Below are 21975 nucleotides of genomic sequence, written 5' to 3'. Positions count from 1 at the left end.
TCTACAGACGGCGAAGCGAGGCTCGTGGGGTGTGCTTCGTTCTCGCGGAGACGCGGGGGCGCCTGATCCGTTCTCCACGAGGCGCGGCGACGCCTACTCCACGTTTCCCCGACCAACGCAAGGGCCTATTCCAGGTTTCCCGGCAGAAACAGGCGTCATACGACAGGAATAGGACGGCAAACCTGGAATCGCGGATACAAGCAGAGGATGTGAACAGCCGACACGAACCGCAGCTGCGGGCAGAAATCAACAGTCCGGCTCCGCACCGAAGGCCATCCACACCCCGGGCTCCGTCCTCGTTCCGGTGAAGAAGGAATAGGCGATAGTCGCCCCATGAAGATGACGCACTCAGACCTCGTCATGCTCCGAGGGAATCACAAAGGCGCTATCGCTTCACGTGAACTCATCCGAGTCAAGCGCGGAGTCGCTATCGCCGCTCCGAAGCAAAGTGAAGCACTCCCCCGATGGGAGGCCTTCTCCACCGCGGCCGAAGCCAGGATCCTCGCAGTCGCCCGAACAATGCGGCGCGAAGTCGTCTTCACCCGCGAGTCCGCGATGCTGATCCACGGACTGCCCTGCTGGGCTCACAACCCCTGCGTATCGATCCGCGTTGCAGGATCATTCACCCCTTCTTTACTCCCCGGCGTCATCATGAGCACGCATCAGATCCCAGCGGTCCGACTTCGATCAACACACGGCAAGTACACAGAAGCCCAGCCACAGCGAATCGGCGGCCTGCTCGTGGATTCACTCGAAGAGACCGCACTGCAGATGGCACTCAAAGCTCGCCCCTTGGACGCAGTCATCGCAGTTTCGGGGATCATCAAGGCATTGAGTCGATTCGACCGCTTTCGCCAGCCTGCATCGCGCCGACGCGAAGAGATCGTGAAGGCAGGGTTGTTGGACGGCCTTCGAGGTCTCGGCTCCATCCCCGGGAAACGACAGGCAGAAGCGGTGCTTACCCTGTCCGACGCCGGATGCGAGACCATCGGAGAACAGGCGCTTCTCTTCACACTCGCGACGGTTATGCCCTATGAGATCCACACACAGCATGAGGTCGTCATTCGGGGACACTCGTACTTCCTCGATTTCGCGATCCCCTCGTTGAAAATCGCTTTCGAATTCGATGGCCTCATCAAAATGGGCGAGGACCGCGAGTCTTTTCAGCGTGCTCACCGCGCGCTCCTGTCACGCCAGCGCGAATTGGAAGATGCAGGGTGGACGGTCATCCGCGTCGCATGGGAGGAACTCATGGATCTTGCTGCTCTACGAGCCAAGCTTGTTGGCCGAGTCGCCAGATGCACCTCTGCGCCAATCGTGTCCCCTGTCCAAGGAGAGGCGCTGTGGAACCGACAGCTGATCACTTCCCGCGTCGCGCGTTCACGCACTCGCGCCTAGTCCAGGTTTTCCGACGATCGCAATGGCCTATTCCAGGTTTCCCGACGATCGCAAGGGCCTATTCCAGGTTTCCCGACAGAAACAGGCGTCATACGACAGGAACAGGACGGTAAACCTGGAACCGGAGGGGAGAGCCCGACAAACCTCCCTGAGACACGGGGATACATGTCGTCGAACACGCGCCGAAAGCCAGGGAAACCTCCCTGGCGCACGAGGAACGGATGCCGAGAAGCCCTGGAACTGGAAATGCGTTGAGCACTCATCACCCTCGCGAAGCCGCACGCCACACTCACCACACCACTCATCCCCCCAGCAGCCTCATACCATCTGCCTTCGTCAATTCCATGTTTCCCGACCAAGGTAGGCACCGATTCCAGGTTTCCCGGCCGATCCGGGTACCTATTCCAGGTTTCCCGGCAAAAACAAGCGCCATACGGCAGGAATAGGACGGCAAACCTGGAATCGAAGGAGGAAAGCGAGGAAAGCTCCCTGCCGCACGAGCGACAAATACCAACAAACCCTGGACTCGGAAAGGGAAAACGAGGAAAGACCAATGGGCGAGGCTCGCAAGCCCCTCCGCAGTCACTCAGTCAGGCCCTTGCCTGGTCCTCGGCCCGTCAAACTCCGATATCCGAACGGTGGGAACGGCCCCTCAGAAGAAGCTCATATCTCACGCTCGAAAGGCAACAAGCTTTACCCTCAGAGGATGCCCAACCCCGCCCTCGAAAAGCGTCAAGCCCTCCCCTTCAGAAGGTCCCGCCCTCGAAAGATCACAGAACCTGCCCTCGTCCCCTTCACCTCGTGTGATTCGGCCCGGTTTTGCGGGGCGCGTGGGGGCGCGCATCCGCAAGCCCCTTCTCCGCGAGCTCGGCGCGCAGATTGCGCGGAAGGGCAAAAGTGATCGTCTCGTTCTCCGTACGAACGACCTCCACCGTCGGAAAACCACGGGCCTGCAGCCATTCGACGACCTCGCGCACGAGGATCTCCGGAACGGACGCTCCCGAGGTCAAGCCCACGGTCTTCGCGCCCTCGAACCATTCGGGCTTAAGCTCTTCGGCCTTGTCGACGCGGTGAGCGCCACCAGCCCCGGCCTCGAGCGCAACTTCCACGAGGCGCACAGAGTTCGAGGAGTTCGCCGAGCCGACGACGACCATGACATCGACCTTCGGTGCGATTGTCTTCACCGCGACCTGGCGGTTCTGGGTCGCGTAACAGATATCGTCTGAGGGCGGGTCGCTGAGCTTCGGGAAGCGTTGACGCAGACGGTTCACGGTTTCACGGGTTTCGTCCACGGACAGCGTGGTCTGGGAGATCCACACGACGCGCTCGGGATCGCGGACCTCGATCGAATCGACTTCGTCAGGAGTGCCGACGACCTGGATGTGGGAGGGGGCTTCACCGTATGTGCCCTCGACCTCTTCGTGGCCTTGGTGGCCGACGAGGATGATGTCGTAGTCGTCCTTCGCGAAACGCACGGCTTCGCGGTGGACCTTCGTCACGAGTGGGCACGTCGCATCGATGGTCGCCAGGTTGCGGGCCTTTGCGGCCTCGTGCACCTGCGGGGAGACGCCGTGAGCGGAGAAGACGATTCGCGCACCCTCGGGCACTTCGTCGGTCTCCTGAACGAAGATCGCACCGCGTTTCGTGAGGGACTCGACGACGAACTTGTTGTGGACGATCTCTTTGCGGACGTACACGGGTGCCCCGTATAGGTCGAGGGCCTTCTCCACGACGTCCACGGCACGATCAACACCGGCGCAGTAGCCGCGGGGCGCGGCCAGGAGGATGCGCCCGCCCTCGCCGCTGACATCAGGCAGGGAGGAGAGTGTGTCGGCGGCGGAAGCTCGCAGGTCCGGAGTCTCGTCAGTCATGCTCACAGATTAGCGGCGCGCGAGCGCGGACGACGAAGCCGGGAGCCTTGAGGTGACGAGGGCGACGTTGAAAGCCTGATTGGACGCTTGGCACCCCTCATTGGCACTTCGCAGGTCAGTGAGGCAGGGCACGGTGAATGCGGCGTCTTATCCCCGCTGTGTGCATGTCAACGACGCGCGACACGCGGATTCAGCCGCAAATCCTCTCCCGATTCGCGAGGGGTAACGCCTCAGTTCAGCAGCTCTTCCAGACTGAAGACACCTTTCCCGATTCGCGCAGGACAAGATCTGCGCTGATCTCTGGCCACTGGCCCGTCCATCCTCCCCCATTCGCACGAGGCGACAAGGTGCACCTCGCCGATCCCGCCGCGCATGATCCCCAGCTGACGCCTGTCCTTCCTGAGTCACCAGCCTGGCCTCACCTCGATGAGGAGCAGAGGGCGGACTGTGGCATCCTTGACGGGTGCCGAACACCCCTCCACGCCCACCCGCCGCGAAAGCGGCCGATACGACGCGCGATAATCCGTGGCCGCTGCGCCGCCTGACGGAGAACATCAAGATCTACGTCGACCGCATGTCAACCCTGTGGGTCGAGGGGCAAGTCGTCGAGTACAAGCCGCGCCCCGGCACGAAAATGGCGTTCTTCGTACTGCGCGACATCGAGTCGGATACGTCGATGACGGTCACGGCCTGGCCCTCGTTGATCGACGCCTCAGGACCGGCATTCGTCGAGGGTGCGCGAGTCGTGACCCGCGTCAAGCCCGTGTTCTGGGAGCGTCGCGGCACTTTGAACCTGCGCGCGGAGGAAGTCGTCGTCGAGGGTTTGGGCGATCTGCTCGCCCGAATCGAGATGGTGCGCCGTCGCCTCGCCGAAGAAGGACTCTTCGCGGGGGAGCGGAAGAAGCCCCTCCCCTTCCTGCCTCGCACGATCGGCCTGATCTGCGGGCGCAATGCGAAAGCGAAGGACGATGTCCTCGTCAACGCTCAAGCCCGCTGGCCATCCGCGCGCTTCCAGATCCGCGAAGTCGCCGTCCAAGGGGAGCGTTGCCTCGCTGAAGTGACGAGGGCTCTTAGCGAACTCGACGCGATCGAAGATGTCGAGGTCATCGTCATCGCGCGCGGCGGCGGCTCTGTCGAGGATCTCCTTCCCTTTTCTGAGGAGGCGCTGGTCCGCGCAGCTGCCCGCGCCTCCACCCCCATTGTTTCCGCGATCGGGCACGAGGGCGATGCTCCCCTCCTCGATTTGGTCGCCGACTATCGTGCTTCAACTCCGACGGACGCGGCCAGGCGAATCGTGCCGGATATCCGTCAAGAATCCGAGGGGGTCATGCAGGCGCTCACTCGGATGCGCGCAGCGATTGGGACGCGTCTTTCGCGCGAAGAGCACGCCCTGCAGATGCTGTTGTCTCGGCCCGTGCTGGCAGGCCCCGGCGCCGTTTTGGATTCGCATCGTGTCCAGTTGGAGCATTCGACTACGCATATGCGTCACGCGATTGAGCGCCGCCTCGCGGCCGAGACGCAGACGCTCACTCAGGCTCGCGCGTCCCTTGCAGCCCTGTCACCCCAGGGCACTTTGGATCGCGGCTATGCCATGCTCAAACTCCCTGACGGCACTCTCGTCCGTGACGCTTCTCAGGTTCCGAAGGGTTCCCTTGTCGAGGGGATCGTCGCCAGGGGCCGACTGCTCGCCCAGGTCATCGGTTCCCGTCCTGTCAGTGGACAGGGCTCAGTGGCTTCGGGGAACGACGGCGTTGTCGGCGGAGGTCCCGCTGCTGGAGCGTCTACGGGATGGGGATCTACTGGTTTGGGGTCTGCTGGTTGGGGGTCCTCTGCCTCAGAACCCGTTGCTGGGACGTCTGCTGGAAGGCCTCGTGCTAGCGGGGCTTCTGCTGGTTGGGAGCCTATTGGTGGGGCGTCTGTTGGCAGCGCGTTTGTTGACGGAGCGTCTGTTGACGGGGCTCCCACTGGGGGAGCCTTCGTATTCGATTCATCCCCGGATGAGGCGCCTGTCCTTCCCAGGATTTTCACCGCTGCTCAGCTTCAGAAGATGAAAGAGGCCGAAGCCGCCGCCAAGGTCTGCAAACGCGAGAGATCTGCGGCTCCAAGTGAGCACGCCAAGGCCGGTGAAGCCGACACGGTCGAGACCGCCAAGGAGGCCGAGGCCGACGAACCACTCAACTCCGCCGAGCAGGAGAGAACTGTGCGCCGGAAAGTGCAAGCCAGGGACAGCGGCGCGAGCAGGGCCAAGGTAGTCCAGCAGGCCGAACAGGCTGAGGCCACTGAGCCACCCACCTCTGCCGAGCAGACTGTTCTCGCTGCGCAGGCTGAAAGCGTCGAATTGTCTGAAAACCACTCCACTGTGGCCCAAGGTTACGAAATGAAAGAACAGCCTGAAAACACAAAGCAGCCCCATACGACCGAAAAAACTGCAACCACAAAGCAGCCCGATACAGCCGGAAAGTCTGAAACCACAAAGCAACCCGCCGCGACCGAAGTGGCGACGACATCCTCGTCCTCGTCGCCTATCGCCCCAAGCATCCAGGAGAACTGACATGCCCGAGAACGAACTCCCCGAGGTCCAGACCCTGGGCTATGAACAGGCCCGCGACGAGCTCATCGGGATCGTCCGCTCCCTCGAATCGGGACAAGCCCCACTCGAGGACACCCTCGCCTTGTGGGAACGGGGCGAGGCCCTCGCCGACAGGTGCCGCGCGATCCTTGACGCAGCTTCGGCACGTCTTTCTCGTGCAGAGGCTCCGACTTCTCACGCGGACGTGCCCCTTTCTCGCGCAGACACCCCCGCTTCCGATTCGGGCCAACTAGACTGAAGTCCATCGCGACGCATCGGCGCGTCGCCCGAGGAAGGACTCCCATGGACCTCGCGACTGAGCCCCATATCCTCGCCATCGGCGAGGCTCTCATCGACATCGTCACTCCTATCTCCCATCCCGAGGATGCCCGTGAGATCCCGGGTGGCTCCCCCGCCAATGTCGCGATGACTCTTGGCCGACTCGGACGTCCCGCTGTCCTGTCAACATGGTTTGCCGACGACGAACGTGGTCGCCTCATCGAAGAGCACTTCACCGCTTCACGGGTCGTCATCACTCCTGAGTCACACGGCGCCCAGCGCACGACGACCGCAACGGCCATGATTGACGAGAAGGGCGCGGCGACTTACACCTTCGATTTCGATTGGAACCCGACACCGCCGATCCCGGTGTCTGAAATGGCTTTGATCGTTCATGCGGGATCGATTTCCGCTGCCGTTGAGCCCGGGGCGAACGCTGTATTCGAGGCTGTGAAGGACGCACGCCCTCATGCCCTCATCACTTTCGACCCGAACGCGCGCCCGACAGTCATGGGCGATCCAGACAACGCCCTAAAGCTCGTCGAACGCTTCGTCAGTGTTTCCGATGTCATCAAGGTGTCGGATGAAGACATCGCGTGGCTGACCGGCGGCGCCGAACTTGAAAGTGTGATTGAGAAGTGGCTCAGCATGGGCCCGCGTCTCATCATCGTGACCCGTGGCAAGAAGGGCGGCCTGGCAGTTTCTGCTTCGGGAATCCGCTACGAGGCGACGCCCGGCGAGGTAAAGGTCGTCGACACAGTCGGCGCTGGAGATTCCTTCATGGGTGGGATCCTCGACGCAATGTGGGGCCTGGGGCTCGCAGGTACCGAGGGGCGCAGTGCGCTCGAAAACATCGGCCTGGACGCGGTGAAGACGATTCTCGATCATGCTTCTAAGGTGTCGGATGTGACGGTTTCGCGAGCGGGCGCGAACCCGCCGTGGGCCGATGAGCTTGACTGAGCCGCAAGGTCAGTTGGGCTGCGAGTTCGGTTAGGCTGCAACCTCAAGTCGGCCGCGAGCTCGAGTGAGCTGCAAGTTCGCTTGGGCCGCAAGTTCGACTGATCAGTGCCCCCGTGGCTGAGCCGGGAGCCTGCAGTGCCCGTGCCTTTGTGGAGGGGTTGACGGTCTGCCCCTGCCATTGTGGAAGGGTTGACGGTCTGCCCTTGCCTGAGTGGAGGCGATAACGACAAGTGGAGGGGCTATAACCCCTCCACACACCGCCAAACCCTCCGCTCAGGAACCAACGGCGAACCCGAATGCCCCTCCGCTCAGGAACCAACAGCGAACCCGCCCCCCACAAGGGAACAACAAGAGGCGAGAAAGAGCTCCTATGACAAGCCGAGGGGAACCCAACACAAGCCAAAGGGCTCCCAGCACAAGCCGAAGAAGAGCTTCCGCCATGCTTCCACTATGAAGGACAAGGATCGCAGCAAGGACACCCGCTCGATTAAGACGCACTCTCGATAAGGACGCTCTCTCGATTAAGACACCCTCTGGGCTCGGCAGGGAATCCTCAGCGTCCGAGGCGGCGTTCGCGCTGACCGTAGGAACGCATTGCACGCAGAAAATCAACGCGACGGAAATCAGGCCAGTAGGCCTCGCAGAAGTAGAACTCCGAGTGCACGGACTGCCAGATCATGAAGCCCGAGAGACGCTGCTCTCCTGAGGTTCGGATGACGAGGTCAGGGTCAGGTTGGTCCTTCGTGTACAGGTGATCGGTAATGTCTGCGTCGGTGAGGGTGTTCGCAAGTTCTTCGAGGCTGATCCCTTTCGCGGCGGCGTCGGAAATAATCTGACGGACCGCTTCGGTGATCTCGTGCCGTCCTCCATAACCGACGGCGATATTCACCCTCATTGTGTTTCGGCTGGAAGTTGAAGCGACGGCCGATCGGATGCGTTCAGCGATTGCCTCAGGCAGGAGGTCGAGGTCGCCGACGACGGCGAGGCACCATTTCTGCGCGGCGAGGTGGTCAACGGCGTCGGCAATGATCCCGAGGAGTTCATCCAGTTCTTCGGAAGAACGCGAAAGGTTATCGGTCGAGAGCATCCAGAGGGTGACGATCTCGACTCCGACTTCATCCGCCCAACCGAGGAACTCTGAGATTTTATCGGCGCCGGCACGGTGGCCCTGTGAGGCTTGAACTCCGATTGATTTTGCCCAACGCCGGTTCCCGTCGAGGATGACTCCGATGTGGCGGGGGATGGAACCCTTCGCAAGTTCTCCGCGCAGGCGCTTCTCGTAGAGGTCGTAGGCGAGACTCCACACGGACATTGGGCGCCTCCTTTAATTCGGCTTCCCTTGTGGGGCTGCAATAGTCAGGCGATCTTCTGCTATGCCTGGAAAGCCTAGCGTTATTTTGCCCTCCTGATCAGGCAAACCAGTGTTGAGTCGAGGGCGTTCCTCCTCGCTCGACTACCTTCAGAGGTGAGCAGTGACACTGTCTTGCGAGTGTTTTGCTCTCAGATAAGACCTCGCGCCACAAACTTACGGTGTAGTAACCTACGGGAACGTAAGTTACGTTTTGTTCGATCAGGAGGGCCAATGAGAGTCGCTTCACTCAAGCCGATGTCCTGGTTCCCCAACCAGCTCGTCGCGATCAAGCCCCACCTTCGTGGTTGGCTCCACCTTGTTGCGGCACCGCTTTCCCTGGCAGCATCGATCGTCCTCGTCGTTCTCGCGCCGACAACACCGGAAAAGTGGGCTTCTGCGGTTTATCTCGCCGCGTCTCTCCTTCTCTTCGGAATCTCCGCCCTGTATCACCGTTTCTACTGGAAGCCGAGCTGGGAGGTCGTCTGGAGGAGGCTCGATCACTCGAACATCTTCCTGCTCATCGCTGGAACTTATACGCCCCTCACGGTCGCCCTCCTCAACAGCCACGACCAGATCGTGCTCCTTTCAACGGTCTGGACCGGCGCGGCTGCGGGCATTCTTGTCAATCTCTTCTGGCCCAGCGCTCCCCGGTGGCTCTCCACCCTCATTTATGTGGTCCTCGGCTGGACCGCTGTGGCGTATCTGCCTCAGCTTTGGACGGCAGGCGGTGCCGCGGTCATCATCTTGATCGTCGTCGGCGGACTCCTGTATACGCTCGGAGCGCTCGTCTACGGTATGAAGAGGCCCAATCCCTCCCCCAAATGGTTCGGTTTCCACGAGATCTTCCACGCTTTCACGGTCGCCGCGTGGGCGTGCCAGTGCGTCGCCGTTTATCTCGCAGTCCTCGCCTGATCTTTCCGTTCTTCGTTTCGCCCGGCTCATTATGGACGAGGGCGCGCGTATGTTATTCAGGACGAGGACGGGACGCATGCCCGCTTCACGCCTGCTTGCTACACTGTCACCAGCGAAACGCCGGCGCCCCTGCGGTGCCGGTCCCTTTTTATCTTGGAGGTACTCATGGCAGATACCCAGTGGCTGACCCAGGCTCAGTACGACCTTCTGAAGGAGGAACTGAGAGAGCGCATTGAGGTCAAGCGTCCTGAGATCGCGAAGCTCATTGACGCAGCTCGTCAAGAAGGAGACCTTCGTGAGAACGGCGGCTACCATGCCGCCCGCAACGAGCAGTCCATGAATGAAACCCGCATTCAAACCCTGCAGGAGATGCTCGAGCATGCCGAGGTCGGCGAAACCCCTGCGGATGACGGCGTCGTCGAGCCCGGAATGGTCGTGACCGCGACTGTTGCGGGACGCGAGCAGACCTTCCTGCTGGGCTCCCGTGACGCCGGTGGTGACCTCGGTGTGCAGGTTTTCTCCACGCAGGCCCCGCTGGGCGCGGCTGTCATTGGTCACCGCCCGGGAGACAAGCTCTCCTACGAGGCGCCGAATGGTCGCGTGATCGAGGTCGAGATCATCGAAGCGAAACCCTTCGTCGGCTGAGCAAGAGTGTGCTTCACTCGGGTGAAAGGACGCAGCCTCACTTGAGTAAGAGCATGCTCCGCTGAACGGGCACATCCTCGGCTGATCTGGACAGACCCCGCGTTTCATTGAGCGGGCACGGTCTTCATGAAGAAGGGCACAGTCTCGGCCGAGTTGAACAAGCCCCCGCTTCATTGCGGGGGCAGGCGCGCTTCATTGCGCGCGTCGCCTCTCGACTGAGAGCGGACATCGCCTCGGCTGAGGGCGCGCATGGTCTCGGCTGAGCGGAGTTTTCTCTTGGATCATCGGAACTGTTCACAGTCGAACGATCACGGTCCGTTACTCAGCAGTCTCTGCTATTCGACGACTCCAGGCCAAGCTCAGCTCGCGCGGGGCATTCGTCTTCATTGGACTGAGGCAGGAGGCCGGGATCCACCTTGATCCCGGCCTCCTGCCCATTGTCGAGAATCCATCCCCCACTCAGGCGTTGTTCCTGTCTGTAGGCTCCGGCGCCACGACACTGTTCCCATCGGCAGACTACTGGCACCACGAAGTTATTCCCATCGGCGCACGATCAGGACCACGGAACTGTTCCCACCGCCGCTCTATCACCAACAAGAACACTCCGATACGCCCACTTTGGTGGGGATGTCCGTCCTTCCCCGTCTTGAGGCAGGTAGAAGAATCTCTGGGACCATGGCAGCTGGAAGTGCCGCAGCCCTGTATGTCGTGCCGTAGCCCTGTATGTCGTGGCGCAGCCCAATTTGTCTTCGCCCCCGCCTTCACCTCGGGTTCCCCTGCGTTCCCCTTGGGCTCACCCAGGTTCCTTTCGGCTTCACCCGCGTTCCCCTTGGGCTCACCCGTGTTCCTTTCGGCTTCACCCGCGTTCCCCTTGGGCTCACCCGTGTTCCTTTCGGCTTCACCCGCGTTCCCCTCGGGTTCACCCAGGTTCCTCTTGGATTCACCATGCTCTCTTGGACTCAGTCGCTCTCACATCGGTTCCATCCCGCTTGTCCCGCAAAGGGGTGAGCGAGCCCGCTGTGCGCCTCGTAGCGCCCGCTGAAATCCTTCTCACCCCCAGAGGGCCTTTCATGCCACTGAGGGTCTGTCATCGCCCAGAGGGTCTTTCACTGCCCTCTCAACGTCTTTCACTCTTCGTGAGCCTCATCCTTGGCTCCGGATTCCGGCTCAACGCTGGGTGCATCTTCTGAGCAGTCTTGCGCGTTCTCGTCCTCGTCCTTGGAGTCGACGGCACTAGCACCTTCGCGGGGATCGACTTTCGTCTTCGAGGCGTAAGAGGCTGCGACCATGTCCTCGAGCATTCCCGGTGGTCCTCCAGGCCGCTTCGGGTCATTCGCGAGAGCGGGCATCGAGTCATACCCATGCAGATACAAGAAGGTCGCGTTGAGGAAGGCGGCAATTGGGACACCGAAAATCGCCCCAGGAATACCTGCCACCGAGCCAGAAGCCGCGACGACGAGCAGGACCGCAACGGGATGCAGAGAAACCGCGTGGGACATGAGGAGAGGCTGCAAGAGGTTCGACTCGACCTGTTGGACTACGAAGATCACGACCAGCATGATGACGCCCGCCGTGAGCCCCTGGTCTACAAGCGCCACGAGGACCGCGATCGCACCAGACACGAGGGCTCCGACGATCGGCACGAAGGACGCGAAGAACACGACGACAACAATCGGAAGGACCATCGGCAGCCCAAGGAAGAACGCTCCCAGGCCGATGCCGATCGCGTCGATCGCCGCCACTTGGATCTGAGTTCGAACGTAGGAGCCGAGAGTCACCCAACCGCGGATCGCGGACTCGTGCAGCGGCTGGCGTGCCGGGGCTGGGAAGAGGCGAACGACCCACAACCAGATTGTCCGTCCTTCTTTCAAGAAGAAGAACAGGCAGAAGAGCATGATGAGGACGCTGGAGAGGACCGAGAAGAGCGAGGAGGTGACCGATAGCGCGGAGGAGGCGAGGAAGGAGGAGTTCGCCTGCGCCCAGTTCGCCAACTCACCTTGGACCTTCTCAATGCCCTGGTTAATCATCGTCGTATCAAGCTTGAGAGGCCCTTCTCCGAGCCAGCGCATAAGCTCGGAAATACCGTCGTTCGCCTTGGTGAACAGGCGCGGGAGCTGACGGAAAATCTCAGAACCGGCCTGCGAGAGGGAGGCAACGACGACCGCGAGCATGACGAGGAGGCCCAGGACCGCCGACAGGGTCCGGGGGAAATTCAGCCGACGGGTGAACCATCCGACGAGAGGTTCAAGAAGGACCGCGAGGAGCAGAGCGATCGCGACCGGCATGATGATGATCGAGAGGTGCATGGCCCCCCACACGATCCCAGCTGCCGCGACCGCGATGACGATCGCCCGCCAAGACAGGGACGCCGCGACCTTCATCGCCCAAGGGACCGCATCGGCCGCATCGCGGCGCCCGTCCAACGGGTCGCCTCTGCGAAACTCCATCGGCTCTGGGTCAAAGTCGCTGGCGCGGCTCAGGCGCGGTCCCGCGAACCTCTCAAAGAACTCGGAGATGCTCCTCAACGCGCGAGAACTATCGTCACTCATGCGGTTTTCCTTCCCCTTTCAAACTGAAAACCAGGCTACCCGAGCCCGTGTGCATCTTGCGCCCTGGCCCAGGCGAGCATCTCTACCGGAAGAATTCTTGCGCAGTCTGCCGCCTTCCTCTCTTTCTGAGATTCTCAGCTCCGCCCTGTTTTCCCTTGCGAATACGCCTCACGGCTTTCCCCTCGTGTCCGCCGTTTCCGACGCTCATACGGCGTGCGTCGGCGATGGTGGTGCTCTGACCCCAGGTATCTGCCGTTACCCCGGCCTCGGGCCTTTCTTCTCCCCCGTTCCCCCGGACCTCGCGCCTTTTCCATACCCTGTTTGTCCGGCCTCGAGTCTTTCCTATCCCCCGTCTGCCCGGCCTCGCCTCCCCTTCGGTAGGGACGTGCTGGTAGAAGAGGACCGGAGCGATTCGCCGTTTCCCGCCCCTCGGCCCCCTTCGGTAGGCGCAAGAGAGTTTTCCCCTTTTCCCGTTACCTTGTTGGTGGTTGCCGGTGAATGAGTGCCGGTGGCTGGGCCAGCGGTGGTCGGCATGATGTTTTGCCCCTGTCTTTGAATGGTCCGGGGGGTGTTGTCACCGGCCGCCGCGGGGCTGCTGCTCACCGCTGATCAGGGGAACGACCCGCTCGAGGTCTTTCGTAACGTGGGTGCGGGATCGGCGGCTCAAGGCTGGCCCGATCTCCTACGAGACGAGGGAGCGGCACGTGCAGACCTCCAGCATTGACGTGTTCATCGGCATCGACGTGGGTAAGTCCGACCACTGGGCCACCGCCCTGGACCGGGACGGTAATCGCCTGTTCGACAAGGCCTTGCCCAACGACGAGACCAGACTGCGAGACCTCTACGAGCGGCTGGCCCGGCACGGGCGGGTGCTGGTGGTCGTGGACCAGCCCGCCACCATCGGAGCGCTGGCTGTTGCCGTGGCCCAGGACATGGGCATCCCCGTGGGCTACCTGCCTGGCCTGTCGATGCGGCGCATCGCGGACCTGACCCCGGGCAACGCTAAGACCGATGCCCGTGACGCCGCGGTCATCGCCCAGGCCGGCCGCACCATGCCGCACACGCTGCGGGCCATCAACGGCTCGGACCAGGACGCAGCCGCCCTGTCCATGCTCACGGGCTTCGACCTGGACCTGGCCCGCCAGGTCAACCAGACCTCGAACCGGATCCGGGGCCTGTACACCCAGATCCACCCCGCCCTGGAGAAGGTCCTGGGTCCACGGCTGGAGCACGACGCCGTCCTTGAGGTCATCGCCTCGTGGCCCGTCCCCACCGCCCTGCGAAAGGCCGGGCGGGTACGAGTGGCCGCTAAGCTCAAGGCCCACGGCGCCCGCCGCCACGAGGCCTGGGCCGGCGAGATCATCAGCGCGCTGGAGGCCCAGAACGTCGTGGTCATCGGCACCGACGCCGCCGGAATCGTCCTGCCCCACCTGGCCCGCCAACTCATCGCCCTGCACGCCCAACGCCGTGACGTCGCTGCCAAGGTCGAGGCCCTGGTGGAGGCCCACCCTCTTTACCAGGTCCTGACCTCCATGCCCGGCATCGGGGTCAGGACCGCCGCCGTTTTCATCGCCGAGACCCTCGGACGGTCCTTCGACACCGGAGCGCACCTGGCCTCCTACGCCGGGCTCACACCCGTCACCCGACGCTCCGGCTCCTCGATCCGCGGCGAGTACACCTCCCACGCGGGCAACAAGAGGCTCAAACGGGCCATGTTCCTTTCAGCCTTCGCCTCACTACGCTCAGACCCCGTCTCCCGGGCGTACTACGACCGCAAGATCGCCCAGGGCAAGCGCCACAACCAGGCCGTCATCGCCCTAGCCCACCGCCGCATCCTCACCCTACACGCCATGATCCGAAACGCCACCCTCTACAACCCCCAACCCACCCACCAACTACCAACCGTCGCTTGACACACCACATAGGGGCACCCCCCTTTTTCGCCGAAGCAGCCTCTACGCCCTCGGCGATCCCCAGCTTTTCGAGTCGACGAGGACGGGCTCAGGTGCTTCGATGAGCGCATGACCGCGAAGCTTCGAACGAATGGCTCTTTTTCCTTCCTCTCCACCCCGGCCGCACTCAACGCGCCAATCGATAAGGAACCTGGCGAGGGAGAAGAAGTCATCTACCTAGCCGCCGGATGCTTCTGGGGCGTCGACAAGTCCTTCTGGAGCGCTCCTGGTGTTGTCGCGACAGCGACTGGCTATATGGGCGGCGAGCTCGAGAATCCCTCCTACGAACTCGTGTGCACGAACACGACGGGACATGCTGAGACCCTTCGAGTGGTGTATTCCGTGGAAACAACCTGCGCTGCCGAGATCATTTCCCGTTTCTTCGAGATTCATGATCCGACCCAGGTGAACCGCCAAGGCAATGACATCGGCACTCAATACCGAAGCGCAATCTGGACGACAACGCCCGAACAGCTCGACACCGCGCTGCGGGCTCGCGATGCCTACCAGGAGGAACTCGCTTCCCGTGGCTTTTGTGCGATTGCCACCGAGATCGCCTCGGTTCAGGATGCGGGCCCATTCTGGTATGCGGAGGACTACCACCAGAAATATCTCTTCAAGAATCCGAATGGTTACGAGTGCCATGCGCGAACCGGGGTGCCCTGTCCGATCGTGTGAGACGAGCCTGAAGACCCACATCGACCAAGCATGGCCAGCTAGCCGCACCGTATGGCTCGCTAGCCGTGCCCGCATTTTCTGAAGACACTCCTCTAGCAGTGCCTATTCCTGATGCCCCTCGGACTCGCCAAAGGATCACCGTGTATAGCCGCTCCAGCGCACCGCCGAGAGCCGAGCATGCCGTGAAGGCTGAGCGGAAGACGAGCGTCGGTGCCCTACCGGCAAGCTCGGTGCCCTAGCAGCAAACCCGGTGTGCTCCCAGCAAGGCCGATGCCCAGCAAGCAAGCGAGGAGAACCCAGGGCCTAACAAACGACGAGCGCCCACCACACCACCAACAGCCGAACCACCAACAAACGACGAGTATCCAGCAGACACATGACAAAGAACGAGGGCGACCCCCGCAGGGATCGCCCTCGTCATGAGCGCTGTGCTTCTCAGGCAACACCGAGGATGTCGGTGACGAACACGAGAGTGTCTGTTCCGCCAATACCCGCCTGCGGCACTCCGCGAGCGCCGTAACCGTACTCCGGCGGGATCGAGAGGAGGACTCGCGAACCGACGCGCTGGCCGACAAGACCATCATCCCAGCCTCGGATCACCATGCCGACCCCGATCTGGAAGGACAAGGCTTGGCCGCGATCGTAAGAGTTGTCGAAGACTCCTCCGTTGAAGATCTGTCCGAGGTAATGGCAGTGGATTGTGTCGCCCGCTTCGACGACCTGACCGTCGCCCTCGTTGAGGACCTCGACGAGGAGCTCTTCGGAAGGGGTGTTCTCGAAGGTGAGGGAGGGCTTGCGACCGAAGTCGCCGGTAACGGTGATGTTCTCCATGGGTGGTCCTTGGCTTGAAACGAATGAGGCGAGAGAAAGGTCCTGCTCAGTTGTTGCGGAAGCGGGCGATGAGCCTGAGGATCTCGAGGTACATCCACACGACGGTCACGAGGATGCCGAAGGCGCAGGCCCACGCGTATTTCGCCGGAACGCCGCGCTCCACGCCGATCTTCGCCTGATCGAAGTCCTGGATGAGGCAGCTTGCGCCGACGAAGACCGCGATCAGACCGACGGCAATACCAAGCGGGATGCCCATGATGGTGATGGAGTCGAAACCACCCGAGGAGAGCACACCGGTGAGGGTGAGCACCATCGAGAGGAGACGGTAGACGAGGATGCTCACAAGTGCGATCAGCGTGAAACGCATGAGCTTCGAAGAGTTCCGGACCTTGCCGGACGCGAAGAGGGCGAGTGTGACACCGAAAACAGCGGCGGTCGCGATGAGGGCTTGAACGACAATGCCCGGGTAGATGAGTTCGAAGACCTGGCTGACCGCGCCGAGGGCGAGGCCCTCGAAGCCTGCATAGGTAAGGACCAGAGCAGGGCGGATCTTCTTCGAGAAGGTGTTCATCATCGCCAGGATGAAGCCGCCGATGAATCCGACGAGGCTCAGCATCGCGCCAAGAGAGGCATCAACCGCCGAGACGCTCCACGAAACGAAGGCGCTGGCGAAAAGCACTCCCATGGAGATCGCCATCTTCATGATGACGTCGTCGTAAGTCATGACGCCACGGTCAACCGCGTCGGCCGCCGGAGCACGGTAGGCCTCTTCGAGGGGCCCGCCCGGGTACTGGGGAGCCTGCGCGTTGGGCTCGCCGTAGGGCGCGCCATAGGGGATTGTGCCCGCCGTCTGCTGCGTTCCCTGGGCAGTGCCGGGCGTCCACTGAGCGCCCCCAGCGTTCGGATACGCGCCAGGCTGGTAGCCCGGCATGCTCGGATAGCCCGCGGGAGTGCGGGACTGCTGTGCCCACTGAGTTTCGAGCTTGTCGAAAACAGGGTTAGACATGCGCCCTCCTGAGTTGAAGTTGTAGCCTCTTTGATTCTCCCACGCCAGATGTTCATCTTCGCGGTGAAGTTCCACGCTCTGAGCGAAGAGGAATTGAGAAGGAACACATCGCCTCCCTGTGGGTAGGTCGTTTGCTTTTCCACATGGGCTCGACTCTTTGCTCGGTTCAATGGGTTTCCCGAGGCGCGGGGTGAGACTCTGGATGGGTGGCGGAATGCCAGATACGAGGTCGATACCAGTGGCCGAGACGCGCGAGCCACCTTGCCAAGCACACGCGCGGCCCGAATCGGCGCGCCAAGCACGACAGAGCATTCACGCCAAACAGAGGAGGCGTCCCAATCGGCGCGCCAAGCAACGCAAAGCAGCCAGGCCAGCCGAGTAGATCAGGCGTCCCAATCGGCGCGCCAAGCATGTAAGAACGAGCACTCGACGCCGAGCCAAGCAGAGCAGTCGAGCAGAGCAGGCACACCGAGGCAAGCAGAGCAGTCGCAGCACGCAAAGCCCGGCAGGCGCGTCAAGCACGGTAGAACGGGGCGCTCAACGCCAAGCCAAACAGAGCTGCCGAGCAGAGCAGTCGCAGCACGCAAAGCCACGCAGGCGCCACCAGGCCAAGCAGGCTCGCTAATACACGCACTGCGGCCGACGCTCAGCGCTTCTTCCGCTTCGCAGCGTCACCTCGAACATGAACGGAAATGCGCATCTTCAAAGCAATCGCACCCAGGATCGCAGAGGCGAAAGTCCCGATAATGACGCCGAGACGGGCGTGCGCGATCAGGAGCTCGTCAGTAAAGGCCAGGCCGCCGATGAGCATTGCGACCGTGAAACCGATCCCCGCAAGCAAAGCCATCGCCGCAACATCGGGCAAGTCGACACCGTGAGCGAGACGCAGCTTCGTCCACTTCGTCAAAGCCCACACCGACCCCCAGATTCCGAGGAACTTCCCCAGGGGCAGGGCGAGTGCAATGCCGAGGGTGACAGGATCGCCGAGCGCCCCGAACAGGCCGCCTTCGGCTCCCAGGACTGAGACTCCTGCGGCGAAGAAAGCGAAGACCGGCAGGGCCAGGCCCGCCGACCAGGGTCCCACCGTATGAGCGAACTCGTGGGTCATCTGCCCTTTTCTCGTGCGCGTCGCCGGGACGATCAGGCCGAGGAGGACTCCCGCGATTGTGGCGTGCACGCCGGAGTTGAGCATGCACGCCCAGGCGATGACTCCGATCGGGATGAGGATCCAGGGGCGGCGCATGCCTTCCGAGGTGAGGAGTCCGAAAAGCCCAATGAAGGCAAAAGACGCAAAGAGGGCAATGAAGTTGAGTCCCGAGGAGAAGAAGAAAGCGATGACGAGGATCGCGAGCAGGTCATCAACGACGGCGAGAGTGAGGAGGAAGGTGCGCGCGGCCGGTGGCATGCCCTTACCGAAGATCGAGAGGATCGCAACGGCGAAGGCGATATCGGTCGCTGTGGGGACGGCCCATCCGCTCCACGCCCCTGAGCCCGTGACCGCTTGGAATGCCGCATAGACGAGGGCGGGGCCGAGCATTCCGAATGCGGCGGCGAGCATCGGCAGTGCTGCTTCTTTCATGTCGCGCAGCGCTCCGGTGACGAACTCGGTTTTCAGTTCAAGACCGACGACGAAGAAGAAGATCGTGAGCAGACCGTCGGCGGCCCACTCGTGCACGCTCAGGTTGAGGCCAAGAGCGGAGGGCCCGAAGTGAGCGTGTGAGAGCTGCGAATAGGCATCGGAGAGGGGCGAGTTCGAGATGATCAACGCGAGAAGGGCGATGATGATGACGAGCAGCCCGGCTTTCGTCTCGTCTCCCAGGAACTCGAGGACCGCGTCTCGCATGCGAACGAGGGGGGTTCTCATGGGGCGGTGATGCGGCCGTGGGGTCCCGTGGGTCTTCGCGGGGCTCATGGGGCGGGGTCCTTCCGTCGGTTGAGGTCCGCCAATCCTATCGGAGCCCGTTACCATGGTGTCTGGTGTCTTTTGCGCGCCCGCCCCCATAGCCCAATTGGCAGAGGCAGCCGACTTAAAATCGGCGTGTTGTCGGTTCGAGTCCGACTGGGGGTACTGTGTCTGTCCTTTCGCGCCCCTGTTTCACTTCGGCTCCTCACAGTTCTTCCCCTCGCCGTGCACGCCCCCTCCTCTCGTTCTTTCGAATGAGGCTTCCTTCCCGGCCTCGCTCACCTGGACAGGAGCACGCTCGGCGTTCGCTTTACCTCTCCTGCTGAAGGTTCTTTATCCCGATTCACCCCACAACACGCTTTGTCCGGGATACCGGCAAGGAAGTGTGGCATCGACCCGGACTTTTCGTTGATCTGACCGCGTAAAGTCGCGTTCCCCATAGGGGTGGGGCCTATATGAGCGGGTGAGTGTTGACAAGCGCCCCAAGTGCCCGATCTGCCGAGCGCCGATGAACGCGAACGGGAAAACGTCTTCTCGTACGCCCCGGTGGCGTTGCCGGAACTGCTCATTCTCGACAGTTCTCAAGCGCCCTGACGTAACTCGCCGCCACGACCTGGAAGCATTCATCAACTACGCGACCGGCAAGACCAGCCAAGCCGAACGCGACGGCACACTCACCGGCCGATCCTTCCGCCAGCGCACCTCGTGGTGTTGGCAAGTCCCACCACCCCTCCCAGTCATGGACGGCGTCATTCATGACCAGGTGTTCATTGACGGGATCTTCCTTTCCCACTCCTGGGTCATCCTCATCGCCACCGACGGGCGCACACCGTTGAACTGGGTTACCGCCGGACGAGAAAACGCTACGGCCTACACCCAGCTCCTCAGCCCACTTCCCCCACCGGGCATCATCACTACCGACGGGGCAGGCGGCGCCCTGGCAGCGATCCGCACCCTGTGGGGACCAGACCAACCGGTCCAACGCTGCCTCGTGCATGTCCACCGCAACAACACCGTGGACCTGACCCACAACCCCCACACGCCCGCCGGGAAAGCCCTCAAAGGCCTGTCCCATTCCCTCTTGCGCGTCACCACCATGGATGAAGCCGCACACTGGGCGAGCCTGCTCGCCGCCTTCCACACCGAATACGCCCACTACCTCAAAGAACGCACCTACGCGTCCCAAGACCCCGAAAAGGCAGCAGCCACAGGCAAGAAATGGTGGTACACCCACGAACGCGACAGGCGCGTGTACTACCGGCTCGAACGCCTCCTCAAGAACAAACAGCTCTTCACATTCCTCACCGACCCTGGCCGACCAAACCTCGCATCCACCACCAACCCCATCGAATCCCTCAACGCTCAAATCCGCGCCCTACTGCGCGCCCATGCAGGCTGGAACACGACTCGCCAAATCACCGCAATTCACTGGTTCCTCGCCCACCACCAACACCCCATCAACGCCGCCACAGTGCTCGCCGAATGGGACAAACACGCCAGGCAACCCCACACGATCATCCCCACAACACACAAACAACAACCCCGGCCAGACGGGCCCACACACTACGACAACGCCTACAGCCCCGACACCGGCTTCCACACCCGAAAAGGCTGGGCCGGACGCACATAACCCCCACGACACGCCCGAGCGATGCCACACTTTCCTGCCGGTAACCCCTTTGTCCCGATTCAGCCCATCGCACGCTGCCATCCATCACAGGCTGAACTCACCTCCCCGAGTCCCTTCTCTTCTCCACGAGCCACCTCGCTGCTCGCCTCCCGCCCTGTCTCTTCAACTTCCATTCACGCGGGCAAGAGCTTTTCTTCTCTTCCCCCACCCGCATAAGCACTCCGCCCTCGTCGATTGACGAGGGCGGAAGCGAAGGAGCAGTGAAGAGGCGCTGTCAGGCGAGCGACATGGCGATGCCGTCGAGGATGTCATGCTCGGAGGTGATGATTGTCGAGATGACGGTGCCGCGCGTAGCCGCTTTTTCAAGGACTCGTGTGACGATTCTGCTCCAAATGAGCGCGCCGCCCGCGATCACGTCTTGGCGTCCCTCGGGCATGAAGCCCAGCGCGGCCTTCACTGCGATGGGCTGATCGACCATGAAGCGGATCGCAGCCTCTGTCTCTTCGAGGCTCAGGCGCGCGCCGTGGATGAGTTCTGGCTGGTAGGCGGTCAATCCCAGGCCCTGAGCGGTCAGGGTCGTGATCGTGCCGGCAACGCCGATGAGGGTACGCACCCGGTCAATGTCGACGACCTTCTCTGCTGCGTCGAGTTGTTCGTCGATCCAGGCGATCGCACGCTCCTGATCCTCAAGGGGAATGCCTGCCTCGGGCGAGCAGTGCGCGAAGAACTTTTCCGTCACCCGCACGGCACCCATGTCAATGGAGATCGCCTGGCGCACCTCACTGTCCCCGAGGACGAGTTCCGTGGATCCTCCGCCGATGTCGACGACGAGCATCGGGGCGGTGGCGTCGGCTCCGAGGCCAGAGACTGCGCCGGTAAAGGACAGGGAGGCTTCTTCGGTTCCCTCAACAACCTCTGGTTCAATGTTCAACACTTCGCGGACTGCGGCAACGAAGTCATCGCGGTTTTCTGCGTCTCGCGAGGCCGAGGTTGCGACGAAACGCGTCGCTGTCGCACCGAGTCTGGAGATCATGCGCTCGTATTCGACGATCGCGTCGATCGTGCGGTCAATGGCCGCCGGGTCGAGCCTGCCGGTTTTATCAACGCCTTGTCCTAGGCGGACGATGCGCATCTGGCGGGTGAGGTCTTTGAGGGAGATGGAACCATCCTCTTTGCGCTCTGCGTCGGCGACGAGGAGTCGGACGGAGTTGGTTCCGCAGTCAATGGCAGCTACTCGAGTCACTGGAAGATTCTCCCACAGATGCCAGATCTTGCCCTATGGGTGCTGCCCGATCAGACCTTGTGGGAATTGTCGAGGACGGTGTCGCCCCCTGAATGGCGTGCGATTCAAGCGGCGTGTTCATGCCAAACACGCAGGTAGAACAGCATTCAAGGCTGTAAGTCTGCGCTGTGAAATGCTGCCCTGAGACAGCAAGGCGCT

The 21975-nt window shown here is 62.1% G+C and carries 15 protein-coding genes, 1 tRNA gene and 1 pseudogene; 10 read left to right on the top strand and 7 right to left on the bottom strand.

Annotated elements, in window-relative coordinates; translation table 11 throughout:
* Positions 1-333: 333 nt before the first annotated feature.
* Positions 334-1398 (top strand): putative endonuclease domain-containing protein, encoded by a 1065-nt coding sequence (locus FFA61_RS02135; protein ID WP_005962093.1) that lies wholly within the window; start codon positions 334-336, stop codon positions 1396-1398.
* 794 nt (positions 1399-2192) lie between these two features.
* Here the strand turns inward: FFA61_RS02135 and FFA61_RS02130 are convergent.
* Positions 2193-3269, bottom strand: coding sequence for a 4-hydroxy-3-methylbut-2-enyl diphosphate reductase (locus tag FFA61_RS02130; protein WP_005962095.1), 1077 nt, complete (start codon positions 3267-3269; stop codon positions 2193-2195).
* Between the two features lie 463 nt (positions 3270-3732).
* Here FFA61_RS02130 and xseA point away from each other — a divergent pair.
* From xseA to FFA61_RS02115, 3 genes and pseudogenes are all read left to right on the top strand, one after another.
* A pseudogene (gene xseA, locus FFA61_RS09385) lies at positions 3733-4974 on the top strand (exodeoxyribonuclease VII large subunit); the annotation flags it as partial.
* A gap of 847 nt (positions 4975-5821) precedes the next feature.
* Positions 5822-6097 carry an exodeoxyribonuclease VII small subunit gene (locus tag FFA61_RS02120; protein ID WP_005962098.1) on the top strand — a complete coding sequence of 92 codons (276 nt, stop codon included), beginning with the start codon at positions 5822-5824 and terminating at the stop codon, positions 6095-6097.
* A gap of 44 nt (positions 6098-6141) precedes the next feature.
* Positions 6142-7077 carry a carbohydrate kinase family protein gene (locus tag FFA61_RS02115; RefSeq protein ID WP_005962099.1) on the top strand — a complete coding sequence of 312 codons (936 nt, stop codon included), beginning with the start codon at positions 6142-6144 and terminating at the stop codon, positions 7075-7077.
* Between the two features lie 553 nt (positions 7078-7630).
* Here FFA61_RS02115 and FFA61_RS02110 read toward each other — a convergent pair.
* On the bottom strand, positions 7631-8389 hold the full coding sequence (locus FFA61_RS02110) for an isoprenyl transferase (protein ID WP_005962101.1): 759 nt from the start codon (positions 8387-8389) through the stop codon (positions 7631-7633).
* 270 nt (positions 8390-8659) lie between these two features.
* Here FFA61_RS02110 and trhA point away from each other — a divergent pair, with 270 nt between their 5' ends.
* Together trhA and greA are read left to right on the top strand one after the other, a co-directional pair.
* Complete coding sequence (trhA, locus tag FFA61_RS02105; protein WP_005962102.1) at positions 8660-9340, top strand: PAQR family membrane homeostasis protein TrhA; 681 nt, start codon at positions 8660-8662, stop codon at positions 9338-9340.
* Positions 9341-9505: 165 nt separating this feature from the next.
* Entirely contained in the window at positions 9506-9985 is a 480-nt protein-coding gene (greA, locus tag FFA61_RS02100) for a transcription elongation factor GreA (RefSeq protein WP_005962103.1), read from the top strand.
* Positions 9986-11112: 1127 nt separating this feature from the next.
* Here greA and FFA61_RS02095 read toward each other — a convergent pair.
* Positions 11113-12534, bottom strand: coding sequence for an AI-2E family transporter (locus FFA61_RS02095; RefSeq protein ID WP_005962105.1), 1422 nt, complete (start codon positions 12532-12534; stop codon positions 11113-11115).
* Positions 12535-13238: 704 nt separating this feature from the next.
* Here FFA61_RS02095 and FFA61_RS02090 point away from each other — a divergent pair.
* Complete coding sequence (locus FFA61_RS02090; RefSeq protein ID WP_040314463.1) at positions 13239-14447, top strand: IS110 family RNA-guided transposase; 1209 nt, start codon at positions 13239-13241, stop codon at positions 14445-14447.
* 108 nt (positions 14448-14555) lie between these two features.
* Positions 14556-15164: a peptide-methionine (S)-S-oxide reductase MsrA gene (gene msrA, locus FFA61_RS02085; protein WP_005962107.1), complete on the top strand. Its 609-nt coding sequence runs from the start codon at positions 14556-14558 to the stop codon at positions 15162-15164.
* A 435-nt stretch (positions 15165-15599) separates the two neighbouring features.
* On the opposite strand, the gene FFA61_RS02080 is transcribed toward msrA, so the two are convergent.
* From FFA61_RS02080 to nhaA, 3 genes are all read right to left on the bottom strand, one after another.
* Complete coding sequence (locus FFA61_RS02080) at positions 15600-15995, bottom strand: FKBP-type peptidyl-prolyl cis-trans isomerase (RefSeq protein ID WP_005962108.1); 396 nt, start codon at positions 15993-15995, stop codon at positions 15600-15602.
* Between the two features lie 46 nt (positions 15996-16041).
* Positions 16042-17001, bottom strand: coding sequence for a Bax inhibitor-1/YccA family protein (locus tag FFA61_RS02075; protein ID WP_005962109.1), 960 nt, complete (start codon positions 16999-17001; stop codon positions 16042-16044).
* 646 nt (positions 17002-17647) lie between these two features.
* Positions 17648-18865, bottom strand: coding sequence for a Na+/H+ antiporter NhaA (gene nhaA, locus FFA61_RS02070; protein ID WP_005962110.1), 1218 nt, complete (start codon positions 18863-18865; stop codon positions 17648-17650).
* A 130-nt stretch (positions 18866-18995) separates the two neighbouring features.
* Here nhaA and FFA61_RS02065 point away from each other — a divergent pair.
* Together FFA61_RS02065 and FFA61_RS02060 are read left to right on the top strand one after the other, a co-directional pair.
* Positions 18996-19069 (top strand) — tRNA-Leu (locus FFA61_RS02065).
* 298 nt (positions 19070-19367) lie between these two features.
* On the top strand, positions 19368-20534 hold the full coding sequence (locus tag FFA61_RS02060; RefSeq protein ID WP_131247423.1) for an IS1249 family transposase: 1167 nt from the start codon (positions 19368-19370) through the stop codon (positions 20532-20534).
* 274 nt (positions 20535-20808) lie between these two features.
* Here the strand turns inward: FFA61_RS02060 and FFA61_RS02055 are convergent, their stop codons facing one another.
* A complete protein-coding gene (locus tag FFA61_RS02055) occupies positions 20809-21777 on the bottom strand; it encodes a Ppx/GppA phosphatase family protein (protein ID WP_005962112.1) in 969 nt (322 codons plus the stop codon).
* Positions 21778-21975 lie beyond the last annotated feature (198 nt).

This window comes from Schaalia cardiffensis F0333, from assembly GCF_005886435.1.
In the GTDB taxonomy this organism is placed as follows: Bacteria; Actinomycetota; Actinomycetes; order Actinomycetales; family Actinomycetaceae; genus Pauljensenia; species Pauljensenia cardiffensis.
The sequence above is the reverse complement of the archived record's forward strand: the minus strand, read 5'-3'. Positions and strand labels throughout refer to the sequence as shown.

Coding starts and splice junctions, on each gene's coding strand:
- FFA61_RS02130 (WP_005962095.1), bottom strand. CDS start 3,269: ATGACTGACGAGACTCCGGACCTGCGAGCTTCCGCCGCCGACACACTC.
- trhA (WP_005962102.1), top strand. CDS start 8,660: ATGAGAGTCGCTTCACTCAAGCCGATGTCCTGGTTCCCCAACCAGCTC.
- FFA61_RS02075 (WP_005962109.1), bottom strand. CDS start 17,001: ATGTCTAACCCTGTTTTCGACAAGCTCGAAACTCAGTGGGCACAGCAG.
- FFA61_RS02115 (WP_005962099.1), top strand. CDS start 6,142: ATGGACCTCGCGACTGAGCCCCATATCCTCGCCATCGGCGAGGCTCTC.
- msrA (WP_005962107.1), top strand. CDS start 14,556: ATGACCGCGAAGCTTCGAACGAATGGCTCTTTTTCCTTCCTCTCCACC.
- FFA61_RS02135 (WP_005962093.1), top strand. CDS start 334: ATGAAGATGACGCACTCAGACCTCGTCATGCTCCGAGGGAATCACAAA.
- FFA61_RS02080 (WP_005962108.1), bottom strand. CDS start 15,995: ATGGAGAACATCACCGTTACCGGCGACTTCGGTCGCAAGCCCTCCCTC.
- FFA61_RS02120 (WP_005962098.1), top strand. CDS start 5,822: ATGCCCGAGAACGAACTCCCCGAGGTCCAGACCCTGGGCTATGAACAG.
- greA (WP_005962103.1), top strand. CDS start 9,506: ATGGCAGATACCCAGTGGCTGACCCAGGCTCAGTACGACCTTCTGAAG.
- FFA61_RS02095 (WP_005962105.1), bottom strand. CDS start 12,534: ATGAGTGACGATAGTTCTCGCGCGTTGAGGAGCATCTCCGAGTTCTTT.
- FFA61_RS02110 (WP_005962101.1), bottom strand. CDS start 8,389: ATGTCCGTGTGGAGTCTCGCCTACGACCTCTACGAGAAGCGCCTGCGC.
- nhaA (WP_005962110.1), bottom strand. CDS start 18,865: ATGAGAACCCCCCTCGTTCGCATGCGAGACGCGGTCCTCGAGTTCCTG.